The 22,527-nt window shown below is 62.0% G+C and carries 18 protein-coding genes and 1 riboswitch; of the genes, 4 read left to right on the top strand and 14 right to left on the bottom strand.

Annotation, left to right across the window (positions count from 1 at the left end):
• Positions 1 to 5: 5 nt before the first annotated feature.
• The gene (locus I6L40_RS05225) at positions 6 to 1,532 is read right to left on the bottom strand and encodes a YjjI family glycine radical enzyme (protein WP_216995089.1); all 1,527 of its coding nucleotides are present in this window, start codon (positions 1,530 to 1,532) and stop codon (positions 6 to 8) included.
• Between the two features lie 164 nt (positions 1,533 to 1,696).
• Positions 1,697 to 2,173, bottom strand: coding sequence for a murein L,D-transpeptidase family protein (locus tag I6L40_RS05220; protein ID WP_033114013.1), 477 nt, complete (start codon positions 2,171 to 2,173; stop codon positions 1,697 to 1,699).
• Between the two features lie 280 nt (positions 2,174 to 2,453).
• Here I6L40_RS05220 and I6L40_RS05215 point away from each other — a divergent pair, with 280 nt between their 5' ends.
• On the top strand, positions 2,454 to 5,621 hold the full coding sequence (locus I6L40_RS05215) for a S41 family peptidase (RefSeq protein ID WP_216995088.1): 3,168 nt from the start codon (positions 2,454 to 2,456) through the stop codon (positions 5,619 to 5,621).
• 15 nt (positions 5,622 to 5,636) lie between these two features.
• On the opposite strand, the gene I6L40_RS05210 is transcribed toward I6L40_RS05215, so the two are convergent.
• A complete protein-coding gene (locus tag I6L40_RS05210; protein WP_216995087.1) occupies positions 5,637 to 6,941 on the bottom strand; it encodes a ferric reductase-like transmembrane domain-containing protein in 1,305 nt (434 codons plus the stop codon).
• Positions 6,942 to 7,247: 306 nt separating this feature from the next.
• Here I6L40_RS05210 and I6L40_RS05205 point away from each other — a divergent pair, with 306 nt between their 5' ends.
• Positions 7,248 to 7,481: a hypothetical protein gene (locus I6L40_RS05205; RefSeq protein ID WP_216995086.1), complete on the top strand. Its 234-nt coding sequence runs from the start codon at positions 7,248 to 7,250 to the stop codon at positions 7,479 to 7,481.
• Between the two features lie 84 nt (positions 7,482 to 7,565).
• Here I6L40_RS05205 and I6L40_RS05200 read toward each other — a convergent pair whose 3' ends face one another.
• Complete coding sequence (locus I6L40_RS05200; protein WP_216995085.1) at positions 7,566 to 9,431, bottom strand: M3 family metallopeptidase; 1,866 nt, start codon at positions 9,429 to 9,431, stop codon at positions 7,566 to 7,568.
• Between the two features lie 288 nt (positions 9,432 to 9,719).
• Here I6L40_RS05200 and I6L40_RS05195 point away from each other — a divergent pair, with 288 nt between their 5' ends.
• Both I6L40_RS05195 and gbpA read left to right on the top strand, forming a co-directional pair.
• On the top strand, positions 9,720 to 11,402 hold the full coding sequence (locus tag I6L40_RS05195) for a methyl-accepting chemotaxis protein (RefSeq protein WP_216995084.1): 1,683 nt from the start codon (positions 9,720 to 9,722) through the stop codon (positions 11,400 to 11,402).
• Between the two features lie 264 nt (positions 11,403 to 11,666).
• Positions 11,667 to 11,752, top strand: a riboswitch (cyclic di-GMP riboswitch).
• A 65-nt stretch (positions 11,753 to 11,817) separates the two neighbouring features.
• Entirely contained in the window at positions 11,818 to 13,239 is a 1,422-nt protein-coding gene (gbpA, locus tag I6L40_RS05190; protein ID WP_216995083.1) for an N-acetylglucosamine-binding protein GbpA, read from the top strand.
• A 150-nt stretch (positions 13,240 to 13,389) separates the two neighbouring features.
• On the opposite strand, the gene I6L40_RS05185 is transcribed toward gbpA, so the two are convergent.
• The 10 genes from I6L40_RS05185 to I6L40_RS05140 all read right to left on the bottom strand — a co-directional run bounded on the left by I6L40_RS05185 (position 13,390) and on the right by I6L40_RS05140 (position 22,526).
• The gene (locus I6L40_RS05185) at positions 13,390 to 14,226 is read right to left on the bottom strand and encodes a transporter substrate-binding domain-containing protein (protein ID WP_040067363.1); all 837 of its coding nucleotides are present in this window, start codon (positions 14,224 to 14,226) and stop codon (positions 13,390 to 13,392) included.
• Complete coding sequence (locus I6L40_RS05180; protein ID WP_040067361.1) at positions 14,223 to 14,984, bottom strand: amino acid ABC transporter ATP-binding protein; 762 nt, start codon at positions 14,982 to 14,984, stop codon at positions 14,223 to 14,225. The genes I6L40_RS05185 and I6L40_RS05180 overlap by 4 nt, the downstream gene beginning before the upstream one ends.
• Positions 14,981 to 15,643 (bottom strand): amino acid ABC transporter permease, encoded by a 663-nt coding sequence (locus I6L40_RS05175; protein WP_216995082.1) that lies wholly within the window; start codon positions 15,641 to 15,643, stop codon positions 14,981 to 14,983. Before I6L40_RS05175 ends, I6L40_RS05180 begins: the two co-directional genes overlap by 4 nt.
• A 92-nt stretch (positions 15,644 to 15,735) precedes the next feature.
• Positions 15,736 to 16,401 (bottom strand): amino acid ABC transporter permease, encoded by a 666-nt coding sequence (locus I6L40_RS05170; protein ID WP_216995081.1) that lies wholly within the window; start codon positions 16,399 to 16,401, stop codon positions 15,736 to 15,738.
• Positions 16,398 to 17,609 (bottom strand): threonine synthase, encoded by a 1,212-nt coding sequence (locus I6L40_RS05165; protein WP_216995080.1) that lies wholly within the window; start codon positions 17,607 to 17,609, stop codon positions 16,398 to 16,400. The genes I6L40_RS05170 and I6L40_RS05165 overlap by 4 nt, the downstream gene beginning before the upstream one ends.
• A gap of 195 nt (positions 17,610 to 17,804) precedes the next feature.
• Positions 17,805 to 18,752 carry an HTH-type transcriptional regulator Cbl gene (cbl, locus tag I6L40_RS05160; RefSeq protein WP_042030338.1) on the bottom strand — a complete coding sequence of 316 codons (948 nt, stop codon included), beginning with the start codon at positions 18,750 to 18,752 and terminating at the stop codon, positions 17,805 to 17,807.
• A 123-nt stretch (positions 18,753 to 18,875) separates the two neighbouring features.
• Positions 18,876 to 19,943 carry a sulfate/molybdate ABC transporter ATP-binding protein gene (locus I6L40_RS05155; protein WP_216995079.1) on the bottom strand — a complete coding sequence of 356 codons (1,068 nt, stop codon included), beginning with the start codon at positions 19,941 to 19,943 and terminating at the stop codon, positions 18,876 to 18,878.
• A gap of 22 nt (positions 19,944 to 19,965) precedes the next feature.
• Positions 19,966 to 20,856, bottom strand: a complete 891-nt coding sequence (gene cysW / locus I6L40_RS05150) for a sulfate ABC transporter permease subunit CysW (protein ID WP_216995078.1) — start codon at positions 20,854 to 20,856, stop codon at positions 19,966 to 19,968.
• Positions 20,853 to 21,692 (bottom strand): sulfate ABC transporter permease subunit CysT, encoded by an 840-nt coding sequence (gene cysT / locus I6L40_RS05145; protein ID WP_041209035.1) that lies wholly within the window; start codon positions 21,690 to 21,692, stop codon positions 20,853 to 20,855. The genes cysW and cysT overlap by 4 nt, the downstream gene beginning before the upstream one ends.
• Before the next feature lie 252 nt (positions 21,693 to 21,944).
• Entirely contained in the window at positions 21,945 to 22,526 is a 582-nt protein-coding gene (locus tag I6L40_RS05140; RefSeq protein ID WP_041209034.1) for an alpha/beta hydrolase, read from the bottom strand.
• Between the last annotated feature and the right edge of the window lies 1 nt (position 22,527).

Genomic DNA, 22,527 nt, shown 5'->3' with positions numbered 1-22,527 from the left:
TCGGCTCAGTATTGGCAGATGGTCGACTCATTGGCGACCACTCGCGGTGCCCGCTGGCGAATGGCGGTCACTTCACTCGCCTCGGCACCAAGACAGGTGGTTTGCAGCCGCGAGCCCTCCTCTGCAAAGCGGGCCACGTCGCTCTTGCGGATCATGTAACCGGTCACCCGCACCAGATCGCTGTCGGCCACGTTGGCGGTGAACTCGCGCATGCCGATGGCGAGCGCCCCCTTGCAGAGCTGCAGCAGCGCCTGCGGATTCTGGCGGATGGTGGGATCCAGGGTCAGGATCTCGCTGATCCCCGAGTGGTAGTAGCCGTGGTGCGGCGCCAGCGCCAGCACATGGCTGGCAGGATCCGGCTCCTGCCCGTAGGGAATCCGTACCCCCGGGGTCACCGCCACATCGATGCTGAGGCCGCCCTGTGAGTGCAGCAGAGCGTGCCCACCCCAGGCATGGGCCTGCGGCGTCGTAGTGACATATTCCGAAAGCTGGGCCGAGATGCGATAGCCAAGCTGGTTCGCCTCTTCGTCGTGGCCGTAGCGGCCCGGCAGATTCTCTTTATTCATCAGGATGTTGACCGCTTCCGCCATGCCGTAGATGCCGAACATGGGGACGAAGCGATCCTCATCCAGCAGCCCCTCCTTGATCAGGAAGCTGTCGAAGAAACCGGACTCCTCGTGCAGGAAGGCGGCGCGCACCGCGATCAGCTGGGACGTGAGACGGCAGTAATGGGGTAGCAGGCAACCGAGGAAGTCATCGATCCCCTGTGCCTGCTCGGCGACCCGCTTGAGGGAGATGCGCACCAGGGTGTTGGCACCACCGGCCTGCGGCAGGGAGTTGTAGCAGCTGACGATGCCAAACCCACGCTGGTCGAAGGTATCGCGATGGATCGGGTAGTTGGCGATGTGCGGCTTGCTGCACTCGGCGATGTTCTTCACCGCCAGCAGCAGCAGATCGTCGGGAGTCTGCTCCGGATCGTGGAAGAAGGTGAGGTTGGGGGCCACCTGCTTGAGCTCGTTGTCGATGCTCAGGATCAGGCGGCAAATACGGTTGTCATCGGGGCCGATGTTGACGTGCATGAAGGCGTCCGGCAGCACCCGATCCAGATAGATCCAGAACCCTTTCAGCTTGCGGTAGAGAGTCTCGTCATCCAGCTCGCCGACAAAGGGGAGCAGCAGCTGATCGAGCCGTCCCAGCCAGACCGGCATGCCGGTGACGGAAGGAACATGGTGATAGAGGATGCGCAGGGCATCGAGCGCTTCATCGAAATTTCGCGGCGCTGCCAGCTCCAGCCAGGCTGAGCCCTGGGTCAGGAACTTCTCGTAGTCCGGCAGCACATAGCGCGGCTTGTAGGGGGCGTGGCCCTCGAACATGTCACAGACAAATCCCTGCGCCATCGCCTCGGCCACTGCGGCAGGCAGGTCGGGGTATGGCAGCGCATTCTCGGCGGCCAGCGCCAGCGCGTGGCTCTTCTGGGCGGGAGAGAGATGGGGATCGCGCACGATGCGCTGGCAGGTTTCGGTCAAAGACATGGCAAGCTCCTTCACTGGCAGAGCCCATATCCTCACCTTTTGCAGGCTTTTTTGGAATTGACATTCATAACATGGTGGATGTCCCTAAAAGACATCCGAAAGGCGGGATCACATCCGCTACAAACCAACGGGGCCCGCTCGATGGAGCGGGCCCCGTTCATCAATCAGGGTTCGATGATGATAGGCGTGCCGGGCTTGACGGCCTCCCACACCTCATCCAGATCGTGGTTGAGCATGGCGATACAGCCGTTGGTCCAGTTGGAGGGCTGTACCCTGCGGTTGCCAATGCTGTTGATCTGACCGTGGATCATGATCATGCCACCCGGGTTTACCCCCTTCTCGTTGGCCGCCTTGATGTCGTCCAGATTGGGGTAGTTGATGTGGATCGCCTTGTAATAGCCGGAGTTGGTCTTTTTGTAGTCGAGGATGTAGCGACCTTCCGGAGTGCGCTGATCCCCCTCCCGCTGCTTGTGCCCCTTGGGCGCTGGGCCCAGCGCGATCCAGTAGCGTTTGACCTCTTTGCCATCCTTCATCAGGGTCAGGCTATAGGTGGACTTCTTGACCACCACCATGTCGGCAGACAGGGTGGCAAAACTCAATGCGGGCCACAGCCCCAGTAAACACAGTAATACGGCTCTCATTCCATCCCTCGACAAGCCTCTGATACGGGCTTTGGTGTTGCCAAATCATCTGAATAATCTTCGCCTGCTGGCGAGCGAGCGCCATGATATTGGATCGCCATCAATACTCAATATGCGCGATAAAACATATCTTGGCACCGGTTTCGCCTGATCCCCGCGCACGTCGGTCAGACTTCAATAATTAATATTAAAAACAATAAGATATCGTCAAACATCAGTTCTGGCGTATGACCTGATGATCGGCGATGATTACTTTTCAATCCATCGACAGGATCATGCCATGCGCTCTTCATGCCGCTTCGTCCACCTGCTGTTGTCACCCCTGCTGCTCTGGCTGCCCGCATCCTACGCAGCGGATGCGCTCTGGCTGCGCGACCCCGCCCTCTCCCCCGATGGCAAGCAGCTTGCTTTCACCTGGCAGGGACGGATCTTCATCACAAGCGCACAAGGGGGGCCGGCCAGCGCCCTCACCGGCAGCAGCTACCTGAGCCAGCGCCCCATCTGGTCGCCAGATGGCAAGCAGATCGCCTTTGCCGCCAACCTCTATGGCAACGAGGATGTGTTCGTGGTGCCCGCCAGCGGCGGCAAGATGGTGCGGCTCACCCGCGACTCGCGCAACGACCTGCCGCAGGCGTTCAGCCCCGATGGCAAACAGCTGCTGCTGAGCAGCCAGCGGCTGACCGACCCCAATGCCGATCACTTCGTGGCCGAAGGGGTGCAGGTCAGCGCCCTCTACTGGGCGCCGGTAACAGGGGGCAAGCTGCAGGCAGATCTGCCACTGCCGGCGATCCTCGCCCGCCCGCACGGGCAGCAGCTTGCCTACCAGATGCCGTCGATGGAGCAACCCTTTCGAAAGCACCAGCACTCGTTCGCGGTGCCCCGCCTCTGGCTGTTCGATGGCAAGCAGCACAGCCAGCTGACCGAGGATCGCATCGCCGCCACCGATCCGGTCTGGAGCGACAAGGGGGATACCCTCTTTTATCTGAGCGAGCGCAGCGGTGACTTCAACGTCTGGCGCCGCGATCTGGCCAGCGGCAAGGAGCAGCAGCTCACCCACTACAAGGGCAGTCCGGTGCGGGGGCTGAGCGCTTCGCGCAGCGGCGATCTGGTCTGGTCGTGGCTCGGGGAGCTCTACCGCCTCGATGCCGGCAGCACCGAGCCGCGCAAGCTCGCCATCACGCCGCAGGTGGTGAGCGAGCCGGACGAACAGAGCCAGTCCAACAATCAGGCGGACGAAATTCTGGTCAGCGAGGAGGGCAAGGAGCTGATCCTGGTGAGCGAGGGGAGCCTGTTCGCCGTCGATCCCGAGCGGGAGCGGGTACGCCAGCTCACCGACTCCCCCAGCGAGCAGTCCAGCCCCCTCTTTGCCGAGAAGGAGCGCTCGCTTATCTACCTCTCCGAGCAGGATGGGCCGGCCGCCCTCTATCGCCTGCGCAAAGCGGATCCGGAGCGTCTCTTCAGCGATCCGGGCCCCTTGCAGGAGAGCCTGCTGCTGGCCATTCCCGGCAAGGGGATCAGCCGTCCGGTGCTATCTCCCGATGGCAAGCTACTCGCCTTCGTGGTCGATGGTCAGGCCATCCATCTGCTCGATCTGGCGAGCAACAAAGAGCGGGAGCTGGTTCCCGCCAGCTTCAACCCTTCGCGCCACGAGGTGATGCTCGCCTTTGCTCCCGACTCCCGCCATCTGGCGCTCACCTTCCGCCCCGACTCGGCCCAGCAGGAGATCGCCGTGCTCAATACGGCCGATGCCAAAGCCAAGCCGGTTAACGTCAGCCTCAACGGCTATCAGGACGGAGCGCCGGCCTGGAGTCAGGATGGCGGCATCCTCTACTGGCAATCGACCCGCTATGGTGTGCTGGATGCCGATGGTGAACCCCTTGGCAGCAACCTGCTCGGCATCTACAGCAGCCGGGCGGCCAAGGCGGACTTTCTGGCCGAAGTGGCGCCGCCCAAGGAGGGGTATGGCTTCGAGACCGATCGCCTCTCCCATCGGGAGGCGCTGCAACTCTTCCCCAGCGGCACGCTGCTCGCCAGCCGGGTCGTTCACGACCAGCTCGTCTATCTGGTGGAAGAGGGGGGCCCCAACAACGAGAGCGAAATCAAGGGTTACGCGCTCGACCTGCGCAAGGGGGAGACCCGCCAGCTGTTTGGCGATCAGCCGGGGCCGGCCATGGCCACCCTCAATCGGGAGGCGACCCTGGCCACTCTGGTGCGGGACGGAGAGATCACCCGCATTAACCTCGACTCCGGCGAGGCGCTCAGCTCCGCTTTCGAGCTGGTGCAGAGCAGGGGCCAGCACGCCCGGATGGTGGCCGCCTTTGACCAGATAGCCCGCCTCACCCGGGACGAGTTCTATCGCGACGACATGAACGGAGTGGACTGGAACGGCTATGTCGCCACCTATCGCCGACTGCTTGCCGGCATCAACAACGGCCGCGACTTCGGTGACCTGCTGGCGGAGCTGGCGGGCGAGCTGAACGTCTCCCACACCTGGGGCTATGGCCCCACCCGCTATCCCGACATGGCGGATGAGACCGCCAGTCTCGGGGGCTACTGGCAGGATGGCAAAGAGGGGGTAGTGCTGACCCATCTGCTGCCCGGCGGGCCGCTGGATCAGGAGAGCGACATCGCCGCCGGTGCCCGTCTGCTTGCCATCAACGGCAATCCGGTCGCCACCCGGACAGAGCTCGATCGCGCCCTCAACCACAAGGCCGGGGCGCGGCTTGCCCTCACCTTCCAGCAGGTGGGGAACAAGGAGCCGGACGAGGTGGAGGTGACCGCCATCGATCAGCAGCAGGAGTACCGGCTGCAGCTCGACAGCTGGATCGCCAAGCGGCGGGATCTGGTGGCCAAGCTGAGCAAGGGCCGGGTCGGCTACGTCTATCTGCCCGAGATGAACAGCGCCGTCTATGAGGAGCTGGTGTCGGAGGCGCTCGGCCGCTTGCGCAGCAGCGAGGCGCTTATCGTCGACGTGCGCTTCAACAAGGGGGGCTATCTGGCCAATACCCTGGTTGGCTTCCTCACCGGCAGCAGCAGCGCCCACGGCATGGCCATCTCGGATCCCAAGGCGGGACAAGGGGCCAGCGATGCCGCGACTCGCCAGTGGACCAAACCCTCGGTGGTGCTGGTCAACGCCGGCAGCTACTCGGAGGGCTCCGCCTTCCCCGAGTACTACCGCGCACTCAAGATTGGCCCCATCGTCGGCGAGCCGGTGCCCGGTACCGGCACCATGGTCTATGGCCATACTTCCCGTCTCGTGCCCGGCCTCTCCTACGGCATTCCGACTCTGGGGCTGCGCAAACCGGATGGCACCTTCTACGAGAATCAGGAGCTGATCCCGGATCTGCAGGTGCCCCTCACCCCGGCCGATATGCTGGCCGGGCGGGATCCGCAACTGGAGGCCGCGGTACAGGCCGCCCTCAAGCAGCTGCCCGCCAGCGCCAAATAACGGCGCCCATCAAGCTCACCGAAAGCGAAACAGCTCGCGATGCAGATGCCCGCCCGGCAACAGCCGGGTCAGGGCATCTGCCATCCCCTCCGGCCCGCAAAACCATACCTGCTCGGGTGCATCCTGCGCGATGCGGGCCAGATCCAGCCGCCCGGCCGCCTTGTCCAGATGCAGCTGATAACGCACACCGGTGCGATGACAGAGCTCGGCTAACCGCTGGTGGTAGACGGCGCCCGCCAGATCCGGCGCACACTGGATCAGGGTGATCCCCTCGCCGCGCTCGCCACGGGCAACCAGCCCCTCCAGCCAGGCCACAAACGGCGTGATACCGATCCCGGCCCCCAGCCAGAGGGCTCGCCCTCCCCCTTGCGGGGCGACAAAAGCGCCATAGGGGCCGGTCACCACCACCTCATCCCCGATGCGCGCCTCTGCCACCAGCTGACGGGTATGATCCCCGAGCGCCCGTACCGCGATCACCAGCTGGCGCCGATCCGCCGACACCCGCACCAGAGTAAAGGGGTGCGGCCCCTCCTTGGCGTCAAATTCGAAAAAGGCAAACTGACCCGGGCGGTAATGGGCGAGCGGCCGCTCCAGCTGCATGGTCAGCTCGCAGGTCTGATCCGCCAATGTGCGCACCGCAACGACCCGGCCGGGATGGCGCTTGCGCGCCCCCACTTGCCCCAGCAGGGAGTAGAGGGCCCCGATAGCGCCGATCCCGCCGATCAACCAGATCGCTACCCCAACCGGCGTCATGGCCCCCACCTGAGGCAGCAGGCAGAGCCCGTGGCCCCAACCCGCCAGATAGATGAGCGGTGCCAGCCGGTGGATCAGCCGAAAGCGGCCATAACTCACCAGCGCCAGCAAGCTCACCACCACCAGCGCGATCAGCAGATAGAAACTCCACTCCCCCAGTGTATTGCCAAGGGCATGGAGCGAGATGCCATTGCCTGCTCCTGCTCCTGCACCAGCTCCGGCCGCGCTGGCCCCACGCTTTGCGGGACGGCTCAGCCAACCCGCCGAGACCGCCCACTTGGGCGCCTCCACCAGCAGCCAGTGAACAGTCAGTGCCAATGCGCCGCCGATGGCCGTCTGGCGGTGCAATCGCAACATCCGGTCCAGACCGCCACACCACACTTCCAGCTGCGGCAGGCGCAACGCCAGCAACAGCGAAATGGCCATATAGGCCATCCCCAGCAGGCCCGTCAGCAGCAACATCTCATGGCGCCAGGGCCACACCCCGTTGGCGTCCCCCGCATAACCCAGCCACCAGACTCCAACCGCCAGCAGCGGCAACAGCCACCACACCCGTTTACTCGTCATAACATGCTCCCTGGTTCCATCGTGGCAGGGCCTCACCCCTGCTCATGGTTCCATTACAACCCCGTCCGGTCACAAGACTTTGCCAGAGGGGGAAGCTTGTGTGGCAATGTGTGACAAACGGCAACAGCAGAGGAGCCCGCCGGCCCCTCTGGTCACCCTTGCTGACTGGCCCTCTCTTCATGGGGAATAGCGCAAAATCCACCTCTGCCGTGATTGACGACCTGCCTGCAAAAGGAATCAAATGGGGACGACACATATCTGCGGCGGAAAACCAGCTGCCCACTCTTCCGGACAAGGAGATCCCCCTTGCTTTCATCCACCGAACAACGCTACTGCTCAAGCTGTCAGCGCGAGACCAACCATGTCGTGGTGCTGGTCGACAAAGCCTTTGGCCAGCAGCTGACACCGGAGCAAAAGCGCAAAGCGTTTATCAAGGACTTCATTACCGGCTGGGCCGCCGGCCCCTTTCTGGCCAACATGGATCGCTTTGAACGCCACGCCATCTGTGAAAATTGTGGAAAAAAGGTCATCGATGAGTAGTGAACAATGAGCAAAAAGAATGGCAGGAAGGTTGCCCCGCCTGCCAATTGCCGTATCAAAGCAAGTTAACGCCTATTAGATTGCTCACTGCACGCAGCTCCGCCCCTCCCCGACATCCCCCGCAAAGTAGTGCCGGGCAATCCACGCCTCGAAATCGACCAGCATGCGCGCCTCCGACTCGCTGTTGTCGGCGATAAGCTCGGCGCCGTGTACCACCCGGATATGGGCGTCGAGCGGGCTTCCCTCACCCGCCGCGGGGCGCACCCGGGCGGCGGCCATGCAGGCTTGCGCCTGTTGCCACGCCTCGGCGGCGCTCAGGTTGCACGCCTCGGCCAGCGGCACGGCACTGAAGCCTTCACCAGTCAGGCTGCGCAAAGTCTCATCGTGAGTCATGCCGTTGCCCGGCCCCCAGTAGTGGGCAGCCAGATCCGGCCCGATGCGCGGGTTGTCGGTAAGGTAGCCATCGCGCTTGAGGAAGTAAGCGCGGGTTTGCTCCACCGCCATCAGCGCCAGCAGGTAGCCGTGATAGGCGCAGGCCGACTCCTGATTAAGGAGGTGCGGAATGGCCAGCAACGGGCGCGGGCTCTCGACCCCGAGGATCTTGCGCTCCCATTTGCGGGCCAGTGCCAGCACAGCCTCGGGCGTGCGATCGCTCTCTGCCATGGCGTAGAGATCCCGCTCGAAGTAGGCCACCAGCGCGATCTGGCGTTCGTTAAAAGCGCGAAACGGCTGACGTGCGGCGATCATCTCCTTGATAAGCGCATCGGGGATCGCCTCTCCTGCCGTATTTCTGGCGTAGCGTTTGAGCCAGTCGGCATCGTCCAGCAGGCTGTCGCAGAACATCGACTGGGTCTCGGCATAAGCCATGGAAGTTGGCGGGAACTCCTGGGAGAAGCAGGGGGCGTTGCCGGTGACATTGGCAAAGTGCGCAGCGTGGCCCCCCTCGTGGAACAGGGTATTGAGGCCACTCCAGCCGCTGCCCACCTGCGCCGGGTCGGCCAGGCTGGTGAAGTTGACCACCGCAGGTATCCACTCACCCTGCTGGAAGAAGCTCGGTACCGGGCCATGACAGAAGCCGTTCTCGTATTTCCCCTCCCGGGTCAGCAAGTCCAGGGTAAGGGTCGCACCACGATACTGGATGCCGAGCCGGCGGAAGCTCTCGACCCAGTCCCGCAGCGCCCGCGAGAAGGGCACATAGGGGTCGAGCTGGCGGGTCACGTCGCCACTGACGAAGTAACGCAGGTTGTGGGGCAACAGGGCCGCCTCCCCTTTGGCCGCTGTCAGTTCGACCAGACTCTGCTGCAACCGGGCGTCGGTACGGGCGATGAAGTCATCAAGGATGGCGAACAGCTGATCCGGGCTCATCTGCTCGTTCTTGCGCACCTTGTAGGCGAAGTAGTCGCGATAGCCCATGGCGCGGGCAAAGCGGTTGCGCAGCGCCACCACCTCGAGAAAACCGTTGCCGACCACCCACTGCTCCAGGGTGTGGAACATGGCGATGGCGCTTTGTCGCACCGCCTCGTTCGAGCTGGCGGCCAGCGAGGTGCTGGCGGCGGGCAGGCTGCCAGCCACCTGCTGGCCCTGCTCATCCAGCAGGGTCAGTTTCAGCCCCTTGCGGCGGGCAAACAGATCCGCCTCGGCAGCTACCAGCTGATCCATCAGGGCGGCGGCAGCGGGATCCTCGATGACGTTGCACTCGAAGAAGGCGATCCAGCCCGCCAGACCCCGTTTTAACTCCTCATCTTCGGCAAGGGCGTGCATCTTGCGCAGTTCCGGCAACCGCTCCGGATTGGCGCAAAAGGCCTTGTAGGCCTGCTCGGCTGTGGTAAATCCTGCCTGATCGTCGCTGGTGCCCATGTAGGTGGCCCAGAACAGATCCTCCTTGCGTCTGTGAACCTGCAGATAGTCGCGATTGAGCTGGTCAAAATACTCTCTGGCAATCGAACTCATAAATTCCCTCTTGTCGCAGGAGCGCTCCGGATGGCCCCTGTTCTGGTTGGTGAAATGCTAAGCTATTCACATTTTTCGGCAAATCGTGCGAAGAAACCCTTTTCAATGTGCTACCCGAAAGCGGGCTGTAACCTCTGCTGACTATACTGATGTTAAAACGCTCATTTAAACAGGCTCGCCAAGCCACTGAAAGTAAATGAATTGTTAAATGAGACGTTCAGCAAGAGAGATAGAGGCTACCGCTGTATCGAGCCACCATAACATCAACGGGATAACGAGGGGTTAGTCATGTTCAAGCTCGGTGATATCACCGTGAGCCGCAAATTGATCTTGCTGCTCACGGTTGCGTTTGTCGGTTTCGTGTCACTGCTGCTCATCTCCGCCAACGCACTCCAGCGCAATCTGATGAGTGAACGGGAAGCGCGACTCAATGCCGTGCTGGGACAGGCCATGAGCCAGATCCAGTTTCTGGCCAGCACCCTGCCGGCAGAGCAGGCGCAGCAGGAGGCGCGCAAGCTGCTGACCAATATGCGCTTTGATGGCAACAACTATTTGTTCGTCATCGACGAGAGCCGCAAGATGCTGGTACATCCCATCCGGCCCGAACTGGTCGGCCAGACCATGGGAGAGGGTTCGGGTGCCACCGCAGGGCAGTTCTGGTTCCAGATGGTCGATATCGCCCGTGGCGGCAAGCAGGGAACCCTGCAATACATCTGGACCGGCCCGTCTGGGGAAACCGCTGACAAGCTCTCCATGGTCTCTGGCTATCAACCCTGGGGCTGGATCCTCGGCACCGGTATGCTGCTGCAGGACATCCACCAGACCATCTGGGCCCAATACATGAAGATGGGCAGCGCAACCGCCATCGTCATTGTACTGATGGGGCTGCTGGGCTGGCGCATCACCCACTCCATCGTCTCCCCGCTCAACCAGATCAACCACGCCATGCAGCGGGTCGCCAGGGGCGATCTGGTGGTCACTATTCCGGTGCAGGGCAAGGATGAGCTGGGCATGGTGGCCAGCTGCACCAACCAGAGTCTCGATGCCATCCGCCACGCGCTGCTGGAGGCAAGTCAGGGGGCCCGCAACGTGGCCGATGCCGCCCTGCGCATCGCCGCCTCCGCCGAGCAGACCAATCAGGCGGTCACCAATCAGCGGGATCAGCTGGCCCAGCTCGCTACCGCCATGAACGAGATGAGTACCACCATCTCTGACGTCGCGGGCCATGCCGAGAACACGGCGCGCGATACCCAGGAGGCGACCGGCGAGGCTGGCCTCGGCAACCGGGATGTGCACGCCAGCGTGAACGGCATCAAGGCGCTCGCCAGCGAAGTGGAGCAGGCGACCCAACAGGTCAATCAGCTCAAAGAGGGGGTCATGCAGATCGGCGAGGTGACGGCGGTCATCAGTGCCATCTCGGATCAGACCAACCTTCTGGCCCTCAACGCCGCCATCGAGGCAGCCCGCGCCGGCGAGCAGGGCCGTGGCTTTGCCGTGGTAGCCGACGAGGTGCGCCAACTGGCCAGCCGCACTCGCCAGTCCACCGAGGAGATCCAGAGCACCATTGCCCAGCTGCAACAACGGGCCGTCAGTGCAGCCAATGCTATGGATGCCAGCCGCAAGCTGGCGGAGAGCAGCGTCGATCAATCCCAGCAGGCGGGCCAGGATCTCACCCTGATCGTCAACCACATCCAGCATGTGAGCGACATGGCGACCCAGATCGCCACCGCCGCCGAGCAGCAGAGCATGGTGGCCGAGGATATGAACCGCAACGTCAGCGGCATCAACGACTCGGCGCTGGAGATGTCCCAGTCCGCCTCGCAACTGGCGCAGGAGAGCGAGCTGCTGGCCGGTCTCTCCCGCAGCCTGGATGATCGGCTTGCGGTGTTCAAACTGGGCAAGGAGTCAGCTACAGCGCCAATGATGGCTCCCGTATCTCCCCCCTCCGGAGAGCTGCGCGCCCGTCATTGATGGCGTCAACCCGTGTCGCTTTGTCACCCGACCTGCCAGCCAAGCTGGCAGGTTTTTTTACGCCGCCAACACGCAATCGGCATGCACCTTATCGGCATATTCAACGGCATTCGATGCCATTCACAGATAAGAGAACAATTTAAAAACAGCTAGTTAGAATGATCCATGTGCCGTTGAACGGTGCATTTAAACATTTAACTTCAAATAATTAATCAATGCAGTGCACAATACTAATGGCCGAACATTTGGCCCATAACTAACCATCTAGTCATTTGGCAAACTGACCGAAAGGTCGGGACGCAAAGCCTCCGGTCTACAGACGTTTTGTCCAGGATAGCGGGGTTGCCACACGCAAGTGTGCATCGGGGAACTCCCCGGCCAACTGACTGCCCACATCTATCGAACAGAGGAATGTATGGCAGCAAAAATCCAACTCAATCACATCGCAACGGTGCTGGCCCTGCTAGCCAGCGGCAGCGCCCTGGCTCATGGCTACATCAACCAGCCAGAGAGTCGCAACTACCTGTGCAAAACCGGTGGCAACAGCCAGTGTGGCGGCGTGCAGTGGGAACCCCAGAGCGTGGAGGGCCCATCAGGCTTCCCGCAGAGCGGCCCGCAGGATGGCCAAATCGCCTCGGCGGGCAGCCCGCGCTGGAGCGAGCTGAACATCCAGACCAGCGACCGCTGGACCAAGCGTGAAGTACAGCCCGGCCCCTTCGCCGTCAGCTGGACCTTCACCGCCAACCACGTCACCCGCAACTGGCGCTACTACCTCACCAAGCAGGACTGGAACCCCAACCAGCCGCTCACCCGCGCCTCGTTCGACCTGACCCCCTTCTGCATCATCGACGGCAACATGGTGCAGCCGCCCAAGCAGGTGACCCACAACTGTGTCCTGCCGGAGCGCACCGGTTATCAGGTGATCCTCGGCGTGTGGGAAGTGGGCGACACCAGCAACAGCTTCTACAACATCATCGATGCCAAGTTCAAAGATGGCAGCCAGCCGCCGCTGGAGTGGAGCCAAGCAGGCACCATCTACCCCTCCATCGACCTCGCAGTGGGTGACAAGGCGATGACCCGGGTATTCGATGCCAACGGCGAGCGCCCCGAGCTGCAGACCGTACTGACCATCACCACCGCCGAGCAGGGCCAGAAGAACAGCTGGGCCCATGCCCTCGCCAGCAAGATCAACGCCGAGCAGAGCCTGATCCGCGCCGGCCAGCAAGGAGCCGATGGCCAGTTCAATCCGATTTACGGCATGAACCCCGTCTATCTGAAGCGAAACAGCAAGCTGGAGCGAGTCGAGATTGATCTGCAACAGCTGCAGCCGCCGGTAGTGGACAGCATCAGCGTCAGCGGTCTGGCCAGCGACTATGTGCTGGATAACGGCAAGGCAACCCTCGATTTCACCGTCACCGCACAGGGCGATCTGGCCGTCACCAACACCCTCTATGACCACGGCGGCGTCGCCAAGGGTGAAAGCAGTGCCGACATCAGGGACAGCAGTCACACCTTCACCATGGCGCTGGAAGGGCTCAAGGCAGGTCACCACCAGCTGGTGATCAAGGCCACCCCGAAAGCGGGCGGCGAGACCATCCAGCAGACCATGGATCTGATGTTCAAGGAGCAGAGCAGCGGCGAATACGACTTCGTCTTCCCGAACTCGCTCAAATCCTATGCCGCCGGCACCAAGGTGCAGCAGCCGAGAAATGGCAAGGTCTATCAGTGCAAGCCCTTCCCCTACAGCGGCTACTGCCAGCAGTGGACTACCACCGCCACCCAGTACGAGCCGGGCATCGGCTCCCACTGGCAGATGGCGTGGGATGAAGTGCACTAACCCACGCTTGGGCACATAAAAAAGGGCGTCCTCTCTAGCAGGGGACGCCCGGAAAAATCAAACCTTGCGGTTTGCATACCAACGGAACCAAGACCTCACTCTTCACTTACTTCACACACTCAACACACTCTTCAAAACAGGGCTTGTCCATTAACCCTGCCATTTTCCTCCTTCGACGATCACATCATTCGGATCGGTATCAGGGCTCAGCTTGTCACGCACATACTGGTCATAGAGTTTCAGCAGGTACTTCTCCTCACCCAGCTTGGCGAGACGGTCGTTGACCCAGTCACGCAGCTCGATATTGCCCTTCTTCACCGCCGGGGCGATGGGATCTTCCGAGCCCAGTTTTTCGGGCAGTACCCGATAGCCCGGATTCTCCTTGGCCCAGCTGAACAGTACCAGGTTGTCCTGGGCGTAGGCATCGCCACGGCCCTGCGCCAGCGCCTGCAAAGATTCGGTGTTCTTCTCGAACTTGAGTACCTTCCACTCCGGGTGGTTGCGGGTCAGCCAGATGTCGGCCGTGGTGCCGGTGGTCACGATCAGGGTCTTGCTGGCCAGATCGTCGAGCTTCTTGGCCGGACTCCCTTCCGGCACCAGCACCTGTACCGCCACTCGCAGGTTCGGGTTGGTGAAATCCACCACCTCGCGCCGCTCCGGGGTCACCGTCATATTGGCGAGGATCAGATCCACCTTGTCGCTCTGCAGGAAGGGGATGCGACTGGCTGGCTCCACCGCCACGAACTCGATCTTGTTCTCGTCCCCCAGCAGGTCCTTGGCGAAGCGGCGGCCGAGATCGGTGTCAAAACCGACGTAGTTCCCCTTCTCGTCCACGTAGCCAAACGGTGGCTTGTCGGTGAATACGCCGACGATGAGCTTGTCCCGCGCCTTGATCTTGTCGAGAGAACCGTCCGCCGCATGGGCAGCGCCGCTGGCGATACCCAGTCCCAATAAGGCACTAAGCAGAACCGAGGTGATTTTTTTCATGCTGACTCCTTTCGTTTGATGACATTTGTATAAGAAAACTTGGCGAGGAACTGGCGCGCACGCTGGCTCCTGGGATTGTCGAAAAATTGGTGGGGGGCGGCCTGCTCCAGAATGTGGCCGCCATCCATGAAGACGATGCGATCCGCCACCGCCCGGGCGAAAGCCAGCTCGTGGGTGACGATAAGCAGGGTCATACCGCTGCCGGCGAGATCGCGGATCACCTCCAGCACCTCCTGCACCATCTCGGGGTCGAGGGCGGCGGTCACCTCGTCAAACAACATCACCTGCGGGTTCATGCACAGCGCCCGCACGATGGCGATACGCTGCTGCTGACCACCGGAGAGCTGGCGCGGATAGTCATGGCGCCGCTCCCACAGGCCGATGCGGGTCAGCAGCTGCTCGGCTTGCAGCAGCGCCTCTGCCCGCTCCCGCTTTTGCACCTGCAGGGGGCCAAGCAGCACATTTTCCAGCACCGTCAGGTTGGGGAAGAGGTGATAGCTCTGGAACACCATGCCGATCCGCTGGCGCACCCGCTGCCAGTCGGTGGCACCATCCAGCAACACTCCATCGAAGCGGATCTCGCCCCCCTGAATGGGTTCGAGCCCGTTGAGAGTGCGCAGCAGTGTGCTCTTGCCACAACCGCTCGGCCCCAGAATGACGATCACCTCCCCGGCGCGCACGCTGAGGCTGATCCGATCCAGCACCAGATTCGGGCCGAACTGTTTACTGACAGAACCGAGTTCAAGCAGAGGTGTCATACCGCATTACCCCATTGTTGCTCCAGCCTGCGCGAGGCGAGCGAGAGCGGATAGCAGACCAGAAAAAAGAACAGAAACAGCAGACCGTAAATAAGCAGCGAGCCATAGGTGCGCTCGATGATCTGCTGGCCCACCTTGATCACCTCCACCACCCCGATCAGCACCGCCAGCGAACTGGTCTTGATGATGCGGGTGTAGATGTTGATGGTCGGCGGCGTCAGCCGCTGCAACGCCTGCGGCAGCAACACATGGCGATAGAGCTGCCAGGTCGAGAGCCCGAGCGCCAACCCGGCCTCCTGCTGACCACGGGCGAGGGAGTTGAGGCCACCACGCACCACCTCCCCCACCTCGCTGGCGCCCCAGAGGGCGAGTACAAGCACGGCGCACCAGAAGGCCGGAATATCGAGGCCGAAAAAGATCGGCAACCCGAAGAAAAAGAGATAGAGCCACACCAGCACCGGCACCACCCGAAACAGCTCGAGATAAAGCCGCAGCAACCCCCGCACCAACCGGCCGCCCTGTTGTGCCAACACGCCGTAAGCGACACCGCCAAGGGTGGCAAACAGGATGGCCAGCAGCGAGATGGCGAGGGTCTGACCCGCACCCACCGCCAGCAGTGGCAACGCCTGCGCCAGCTGCTCAGTAACGGAATTGACCATATTGAGCCCTCCTTTCCTGCGCCTCGGTGGCGAATGACTGCGGCAGCTGGAAGATAAGTGCCCACATCGGGATCCTCGCCTGCATTAAGGATTCAGTGACCGAACTGACCATGTTGCAGCCTCCTTTCAACGACGCGCAGAGCGAGGGAGAGCGGCAGGAAGATCAGCACGCACATCAAGGTCAGCACCGCCAGCATCTCGTAGGTCTTGTAGTAGAGGGCGATGTAATTCTTGGTGGTGTAGAGCAGCTCTGGCACCGCCACCGCTGAGGCCACCGTCGTCTCCTTGAGCAGGAAGATGAAGTTGGCAAACAACGCGGGCAGGCTGGCGAGCCAGGCCTGGGGCAACTGCACGTGGCGCAGCAGTTGCCAGCGAGAAAGCCCGATAGCCCTGCCAGCCTCCAGCTGACTGGCGGGCACCGCCTGAATGCCTGCACGCAGCGCCTCGGTCAGATAACCACCGCCGAGGAAGGTCATGGCAATCACCGCAGTGGTAAAGCCCGACAGCGACAAGCCGAGCGCAGGCAGCCCGAAATAGAGGAAGAAGAGCTGGATCAGCAGTGGCGTGTTGCGGGCCAGCTCGACATATCCGCGGATCAGGGCGCTGAGCGGCCGCTTGTGCAGGCTCAACAAGGCGACGTTGAGCAGGGCGACCGCCAGCGAAGTGAGGATCACTATGGTTCCCAGCTGCAAGGTGACCCAGACCGCCTTGCCGAAGGCGGGCAGCGTCGTGAGGATGAAGGGCACATCCAGATTCATGCAGGGATCCTCCCGTCACGCTGCAGACGCTGGGGCAGCACAGTGATCGCATCAGGGTACTTGATGCCGGCACCGGTATTGAGCACGACAACCTGCTCCTGCTCCCGGATCCAGCCCGCCTCGCGCAGTTGACGAGCGGCAGCAAACGCGGCGGCCCCTTCCGGGCAGACAAAGCTCCCTTCGCGAGAAGCAAGCAAGCGGATCTCGCTCTGGATCGCCTTGTCATCCACCGCGATGGCGCAACCCTCGGTGCGATAGAGGGCGTCCAGCACCAGAAAATCCCCCAGCGCCTTGGGCACATTGATGCCGAATGCCAGCGTCCGGGAGTCGGGCCAGAAGCTCGATTCTGTGGATCTCTGTTGCCACGCCTGTACGATGGGCGCGCAACCGCTCGCCTGCACGGCCACCAGCCGGGGCAGGTCCCCCTTGACCCAGCCCAACTCCTGCAGCTCGCGCAGCCCCTTGTAGATACCGATAAGGCCGACCCCGCCACCGGTGGGATAGATGATCACATCCGGCAGGGTCCAGCCCAGCTGTTCGGCAATCTCCAGCCCCATGGTCTTCTTGCCCTCAATCCGGTAGGGCTCCTTCAGGGTTGAGGCATCAAACAGGGCGTGCTCCGCCACCGCCTGCGCCACCTGGCGTCCGGCATCGCTGATCAGGCCATCCACCAGATAGAGACGGGAGCCGGCGAGGGAGGTCTCCAGTCGGGTGATGGCGGGGGCGGCCTGCGGCATAACGATGGTGCTGCGCAGTCCGGCGCGAGCACCGTAGAGCGCCCATGCAGCCCCTGCGTTGCCGTTGGTCGGCATGGCGAAGTGAGTGACGCCGAGTTCACGCGCTCGGGAGATGCCCACTGCAGCGCCACGAGCCTTGAAGGAGCCGGTCGGAATGACGCTCTCGTCTTTCATCCAGAGATCCGGAATACCGATCTGCTTGCCCAGCGTGGGCAGCCGTAGCAGCGGGGTAAGCCCCTCACCCAACGTCACAACGTGAGCGGGATCCCGCACCGGCAGCAACTCGTGATAACGCCACAGGCTGGCCGGGCGACCCGACAATGCCGCCGGGTGCCAGGCTCGCTTCAGCGCATCGAGATCGTAGCTGGCCAGCAGTGGTGCACCTGCCCGGCTCAGTTGCCAAGGTTGGTCGGCATCATGGATCTCGCCACTCTTGCTGCAACGCAGATGTGATAGGTAGCTATACGGCATGCTTTATCCTGAATGGATCGACTTTGGTCAGTCACTTATTCCATCCTGCAATCCAAGTACCGGATAACAAACAAAATTAACTGGCAAACCTAAGTGAAAAAATTCATATGAAGCCGTCTGTTTTCGCTGACAATCTCATCTGCCAGCCATAAAGAAGGGGAGCCAATGGCTCCCCTTCTGCTCTTCTCTTCCGATTCAAATCTGGAAGTCGATGGCAGGCTCGCTGCCCATGGCGCGGGCCTGAATATCCGCCAGCGCCAGCTCGGGGTTGCAGAGCTGGATAAACTGCCAGGCAAAGTTGTGCTGGAACTGCCCCTGCTTGAGGCCAATCCAGGCGGTGTGGGGGGCAAACAGATGGCTGCCATCGAGCTGCACCAGCCCCTGATCCCGTTGGGCATCGAACGCCATGTCGGCCAGTATGCCGACCCCCATCTCCAGCTCGACATAGGTCTTGATGACATCGGAGTCCTGCGCCGTCAACAGGATCTGCGGCTCGATACCAGCCGCAGCAAAGGCTTCATCCACCCGTACCCGCCCGGTCAACCCGGCTTGATAGGTGACGATAGGCCAGTTGGCCAGCGCCGCCAACGTCAGATCCCGCTCACCTGCCAGCGGATGTTGCTCGGGCACCACGATATTGTGGTGCCAGCGGTAGTAGGGAAATGCCACCACCCCTTCGCTCTTGTCGAGCTGCTCGCTGCTGATGCCGATATCCACCTCGCCGGTCTGCACCAGCCGCACAATCTCCTCCGGGCTGCCCTGACGCAGCTCCAGCTGTACCAGCGGGAACTGCTCGCGAAACGCCTTCACCACCCGCGGCAGGGCATAGCGGGCCTGGGTATGGGTGGTCGCCACCAGCAAACGGCCCGAGTCGCGGTTGGCAAAGGTGCTGGCCAGTTTGCGGATGTTGTTGGCGTCATTGAGAATGCGTTCGGCAATCACCAGCAGCTCCTTGCCAGGCTCGGTCATACCGAGCAGCCGCTTGCCGTAGCGGATAAAGAGCTCGATACCGAGCTCCTCTTCCAGCTCGCGGATATGGCGACTCACCCCGGATTGCGAGGTAAAAAGGGCGTTGGCCACCTCGGTCAGGTTGTAATCCCGCCGCGCTGCCTCCCGGATAATTCGTAACTGCTGAAAATTCACCTTGTCGCCTCCTGCGAAGAGTGGGTGACACAAGCTGGTCACCCCCTCATTTTTGTTATTTGGCCGGATCATGCCCCGGCAGAGCGCCTGAACCCGGGTAACCATGCCACCCGCAACACAACATCAAATCTGGTAATCGGGATAGAACTGCGCCTGTCTGGCCACCAGCCGCACCCCCTGTCCCGGAGCAAACTGCTTGGCCGCCTCCTTGCTCAGCTCCGCCTCATAGTGGGCCCCTTTGGTTTCGCCATCGCCACGCAGCTCCACCCGAATGCGTGGCCCCATGGGCAGCAGACGGGTAATGGTGGCGCGGATCCCGCCCGGCGCATCGGCTGGCAAGATCTCTAGCTCATGGGGACGGACATAGGCGATGGCGGCACTGCCGTTTGCCAGATGAGAAGCCGACGGCCCGCCGAGCAGCTGCTCGCCGACACCGAATCCCTGCTCCGCTACCCGACCGCGGAACTGGTTCACGCTGCCAAGAAAGCTGTGGACGAAGGAGCTGGCAGGCTGGTCGTAGACCTCGGCCGGGGTGCCGATCTGCTCGACCCGTCCGGCGTTCATCAGCACCACCCGATCCGCTACCTCCAGCGCCTCCTCCTGATCGTGAGTCACGAACAGGCTGGTGACGTGCAGCTCGTCGTGCAGCTCGCGCAGCCAGCGGCGCAGTTCCTTGCGCACCTGCGCATCGAGGGCGCCGAAGGGCTCGTCCAAGAGCAACACCTTGGGCTGCACCGCCAGCGCGCGGGCCAGCGCGACCCGCTGACGCTGGCCGCCGGAGAGCTGGGTCGGGTAGCGCTCGGCCACGTGGCTGAGCTGCACCAGATCCAGCAGCTCTTTGACCCGGGCACGAATGGCCGCCTCGGCCGGACGCTCGCTGCGCGGTTTGACCCGCAGGCCAAACGCCACGTTTTCGAATACCGTCATGTGGCGAAACAGGGCGTAGTGCTGGAACACGAAGCCGACGTTGCGCTCGCGCACATGGAGATCCGAGGCATCCTCGCCACGGATGATGACGCTGCCACTGTCGGCCTGCTCCAGCCCGGCGATGATCCGCAGCAAGGTGGTCTTGCCACAGCCGGAGGGGCCGAGCAGCGCCACCAGCTCACCGTCGTGAAAGTCGAGGTTGATGTCTGCCAGCGCCGCGTACTGATTGAAATGCTTGTTGAGTTGTTGAACCTGAATGCTCATGGCTGCCTCTTTAAAACGGTGATCAGTGAGATTTGGTGGGCTGGGCACGCAGCCGGGCCAACAGGGTTTCACCCAGCAGGGTGAAGATCCCGAACAGAGCCAAGAGACTGGCCACAGCAAAGGCGGCGCCGGTCTGGTACTCGTTGTAGAGGATCTCGATATGCAGCGGCAGGGTATTGGTCTGGCCGCGAATATGACCGGAAACCACTGACACCGCGCCAAACTCCCCCACCGCACGGGCGGTACAGAGCAGCAGGCCGTACATCAGGCTCCAGCGAATGCCGGGAAGGGTGACGCGCCAGAACATCTGCAGACCGCTCGCCCCCAGCATGATGGCCGCCTCCTCCTCTTCCGGGCCGCGCGCCTCCATCTGGGGCAGCAGCTCGCGCACCACGAAGGGCACGGTAATGAAGGTGGTGGCCAGGATGATCCCCGGGGTGGCGAAGATGATCTTGATATCGTGCTCGCTCAGCCAGTCACCGAACCAGCCACGGCTGCCGAACATCAACACCAGCATCAGACCGGCGATCACCGGCGACACCGAGAAGGGCAGATCGATGATGGTGATGAGCAGCTGGCGACCGGGGAAGCGGAAACGGGCGATGGCCCAAGCCGCCGCGATCCCGAACAGCAGATTGAGTGGAACGGCGCAGAGCGTTACCAGTGCGGTGAGACCGAGGGCGCTCAGGGCATCCGGCTCGCTGATGGCGTGCCAGAAGAAGGCGAGCCCCGGCGTCAGCGCCTGAATAAAGACGGTGGCCAACGGCAGCAGCAACAGGGCGGCAAACCAACCGAGACCCACCGTGATGAGCAGCCATTTGACCCACTGGGGCTCGCGGATCACGGTCGGAGCCTTGCGCACGGAAGCAACCTCCACAGGGGCGACTTCAAGGGCGAGTGTCGATGCGTTCATATCCGGCTCCCTCCGATACGAGACCAGCTCCAGGCCTGCAACTTGTTGATTAGCAGTAACAAAATGAATGAGATCAGCAGCATCACCACGGCAATGGCAGAGGCGCCGGCATAGTCGTACTCCTCCAGATGACTCATGATCATCAGCGGTGCGATTTCCGAAACCATCGGCAGGTTGCCGGCGATGAAGATGACGGAGCCGTACTCCCCCACTGCACGGGCAAACGCCAACGCAAAGCCGGTGAGCAGGGCCGGGATCAGGGTCGGCCAGAGCACGTGGATAAAGGTCTGCCAGCGATCGGCACCGAGGCTGGCGGCGGCCTCCTCCTGCTCGCTCTCAGCCTCTCGCAGCACCGGCTGCAGGGTGCGCACCACAAAAGGCAGCCCGATAAAGGTGAGGGCGATAACGACGCCGATGGGGTTGTAGGCGAGCTGGATGCCGAGCGGCGCCAGCAGATGGCCGATCCAGCCGTTGGGGGCGAAAATGGCGCACAGGGCGATGCCGGATACAGCGGTCGGCATGGCAAATGGCAGGTCGATCAACGCATCCACCAGTCGACGACCGGGGAAGGTGTAGCGCACCAGGATCCAGGCCAGGATCAGGCCAAACAGGCTGTTGAGCAGCGCCGCGACAAAGGCCGCCCCGAAGCTCAGGCGAAAGGAGGCTAGCACCCGGGGTGAACCTATCACCTGCCAGAACTCGGCAGCGGTGAGGTTGTTCGCGGCAAACAGCACCAGCGCCGAGAGCGGCAACAGCACCAGCAGCCCCAGATAGAGCAAAGTAAAGCCGAGGGTCGGGCCAAATCCCGGCAGGACTGAGTAAGAACCAAATCGCATAACGATTCCATTTGTTATGAAAAACATCAGATATAGCGATTCTGCTTACTCTCCTTTTAAGCAACAAACACCATTTGCGACTTTGCTAATTACTTTTTTGTCTAACAACGGTGGAACAAGGCTTTTAGAGCGATCCAAATAAAAAAAGGTCTTTTATATAAATAAAAGACCTAAGAAATGGAGCAATACGGAGCGCAACATTCAAAGAGCAGGGTTCGCAACAGCTCACCCGATAACATATCCCGCCATTGGTTAAGGGCCGATGGCAGAGACAACAACAGTTCTGATAGCCGAAGCCGCTTGCGGAGCAACCACCAGCTCGGCCCGGCGATAGAGAGAGCCAAGCAGTTCCAACCCCTGATGCCAGTCGCCATGACCGGACTGGGCATTGATATGGCCCGCGTTGCCGGCGTCGAACAGGGGCACCTGCCACTGACGACTCCAGTATTCGGCCCGCTCGAAGCTCATCCAGGGATCGTTGCGACTGGCCACCAGCTGGGCGGAGACTTGCAACGGCCCTTCCAGCCGCTCATCGACAATCCCGAAACGGGCCGGATCAGCCGGTGCCACCAGAAAGAGCGAGGCGACCTTCTCCGGCTGCAATCTGGCTGCCGCGATGGCGGTCAGGGCACCAAAAGAGTGGGCCACCAGATGGACCCGACTACGGCGACTTCTCAACTTGCTCGCCAGCTTGGCACTCCAGACCGTGAGGTCCGGTTTCTCCCATGGCAGACCCGTCATCCGTTGCCAGTAGGGAAAGTGCTCGTGCCAGCGACTTTGCCAGTGATCCGGCCCACTGTTGTGCAGACCGGGAACCAGGAGGATCTTGTTCATC

This window comes from Aeromonas sp. FDAARGOS 1410, assembly GCF_019048745.1.
Classification (GTDB): Bacteria; Pseudomonadota; Gammaproteobacteria; order Enterobacterales; family Aeromonadaceae; genus Aeromonas; species Aeromonas jandaei.
Note: the sequence above shows the minus strand (reverse complement) of the source record. Positions and strands in the feature narration are given on the sequence as shown.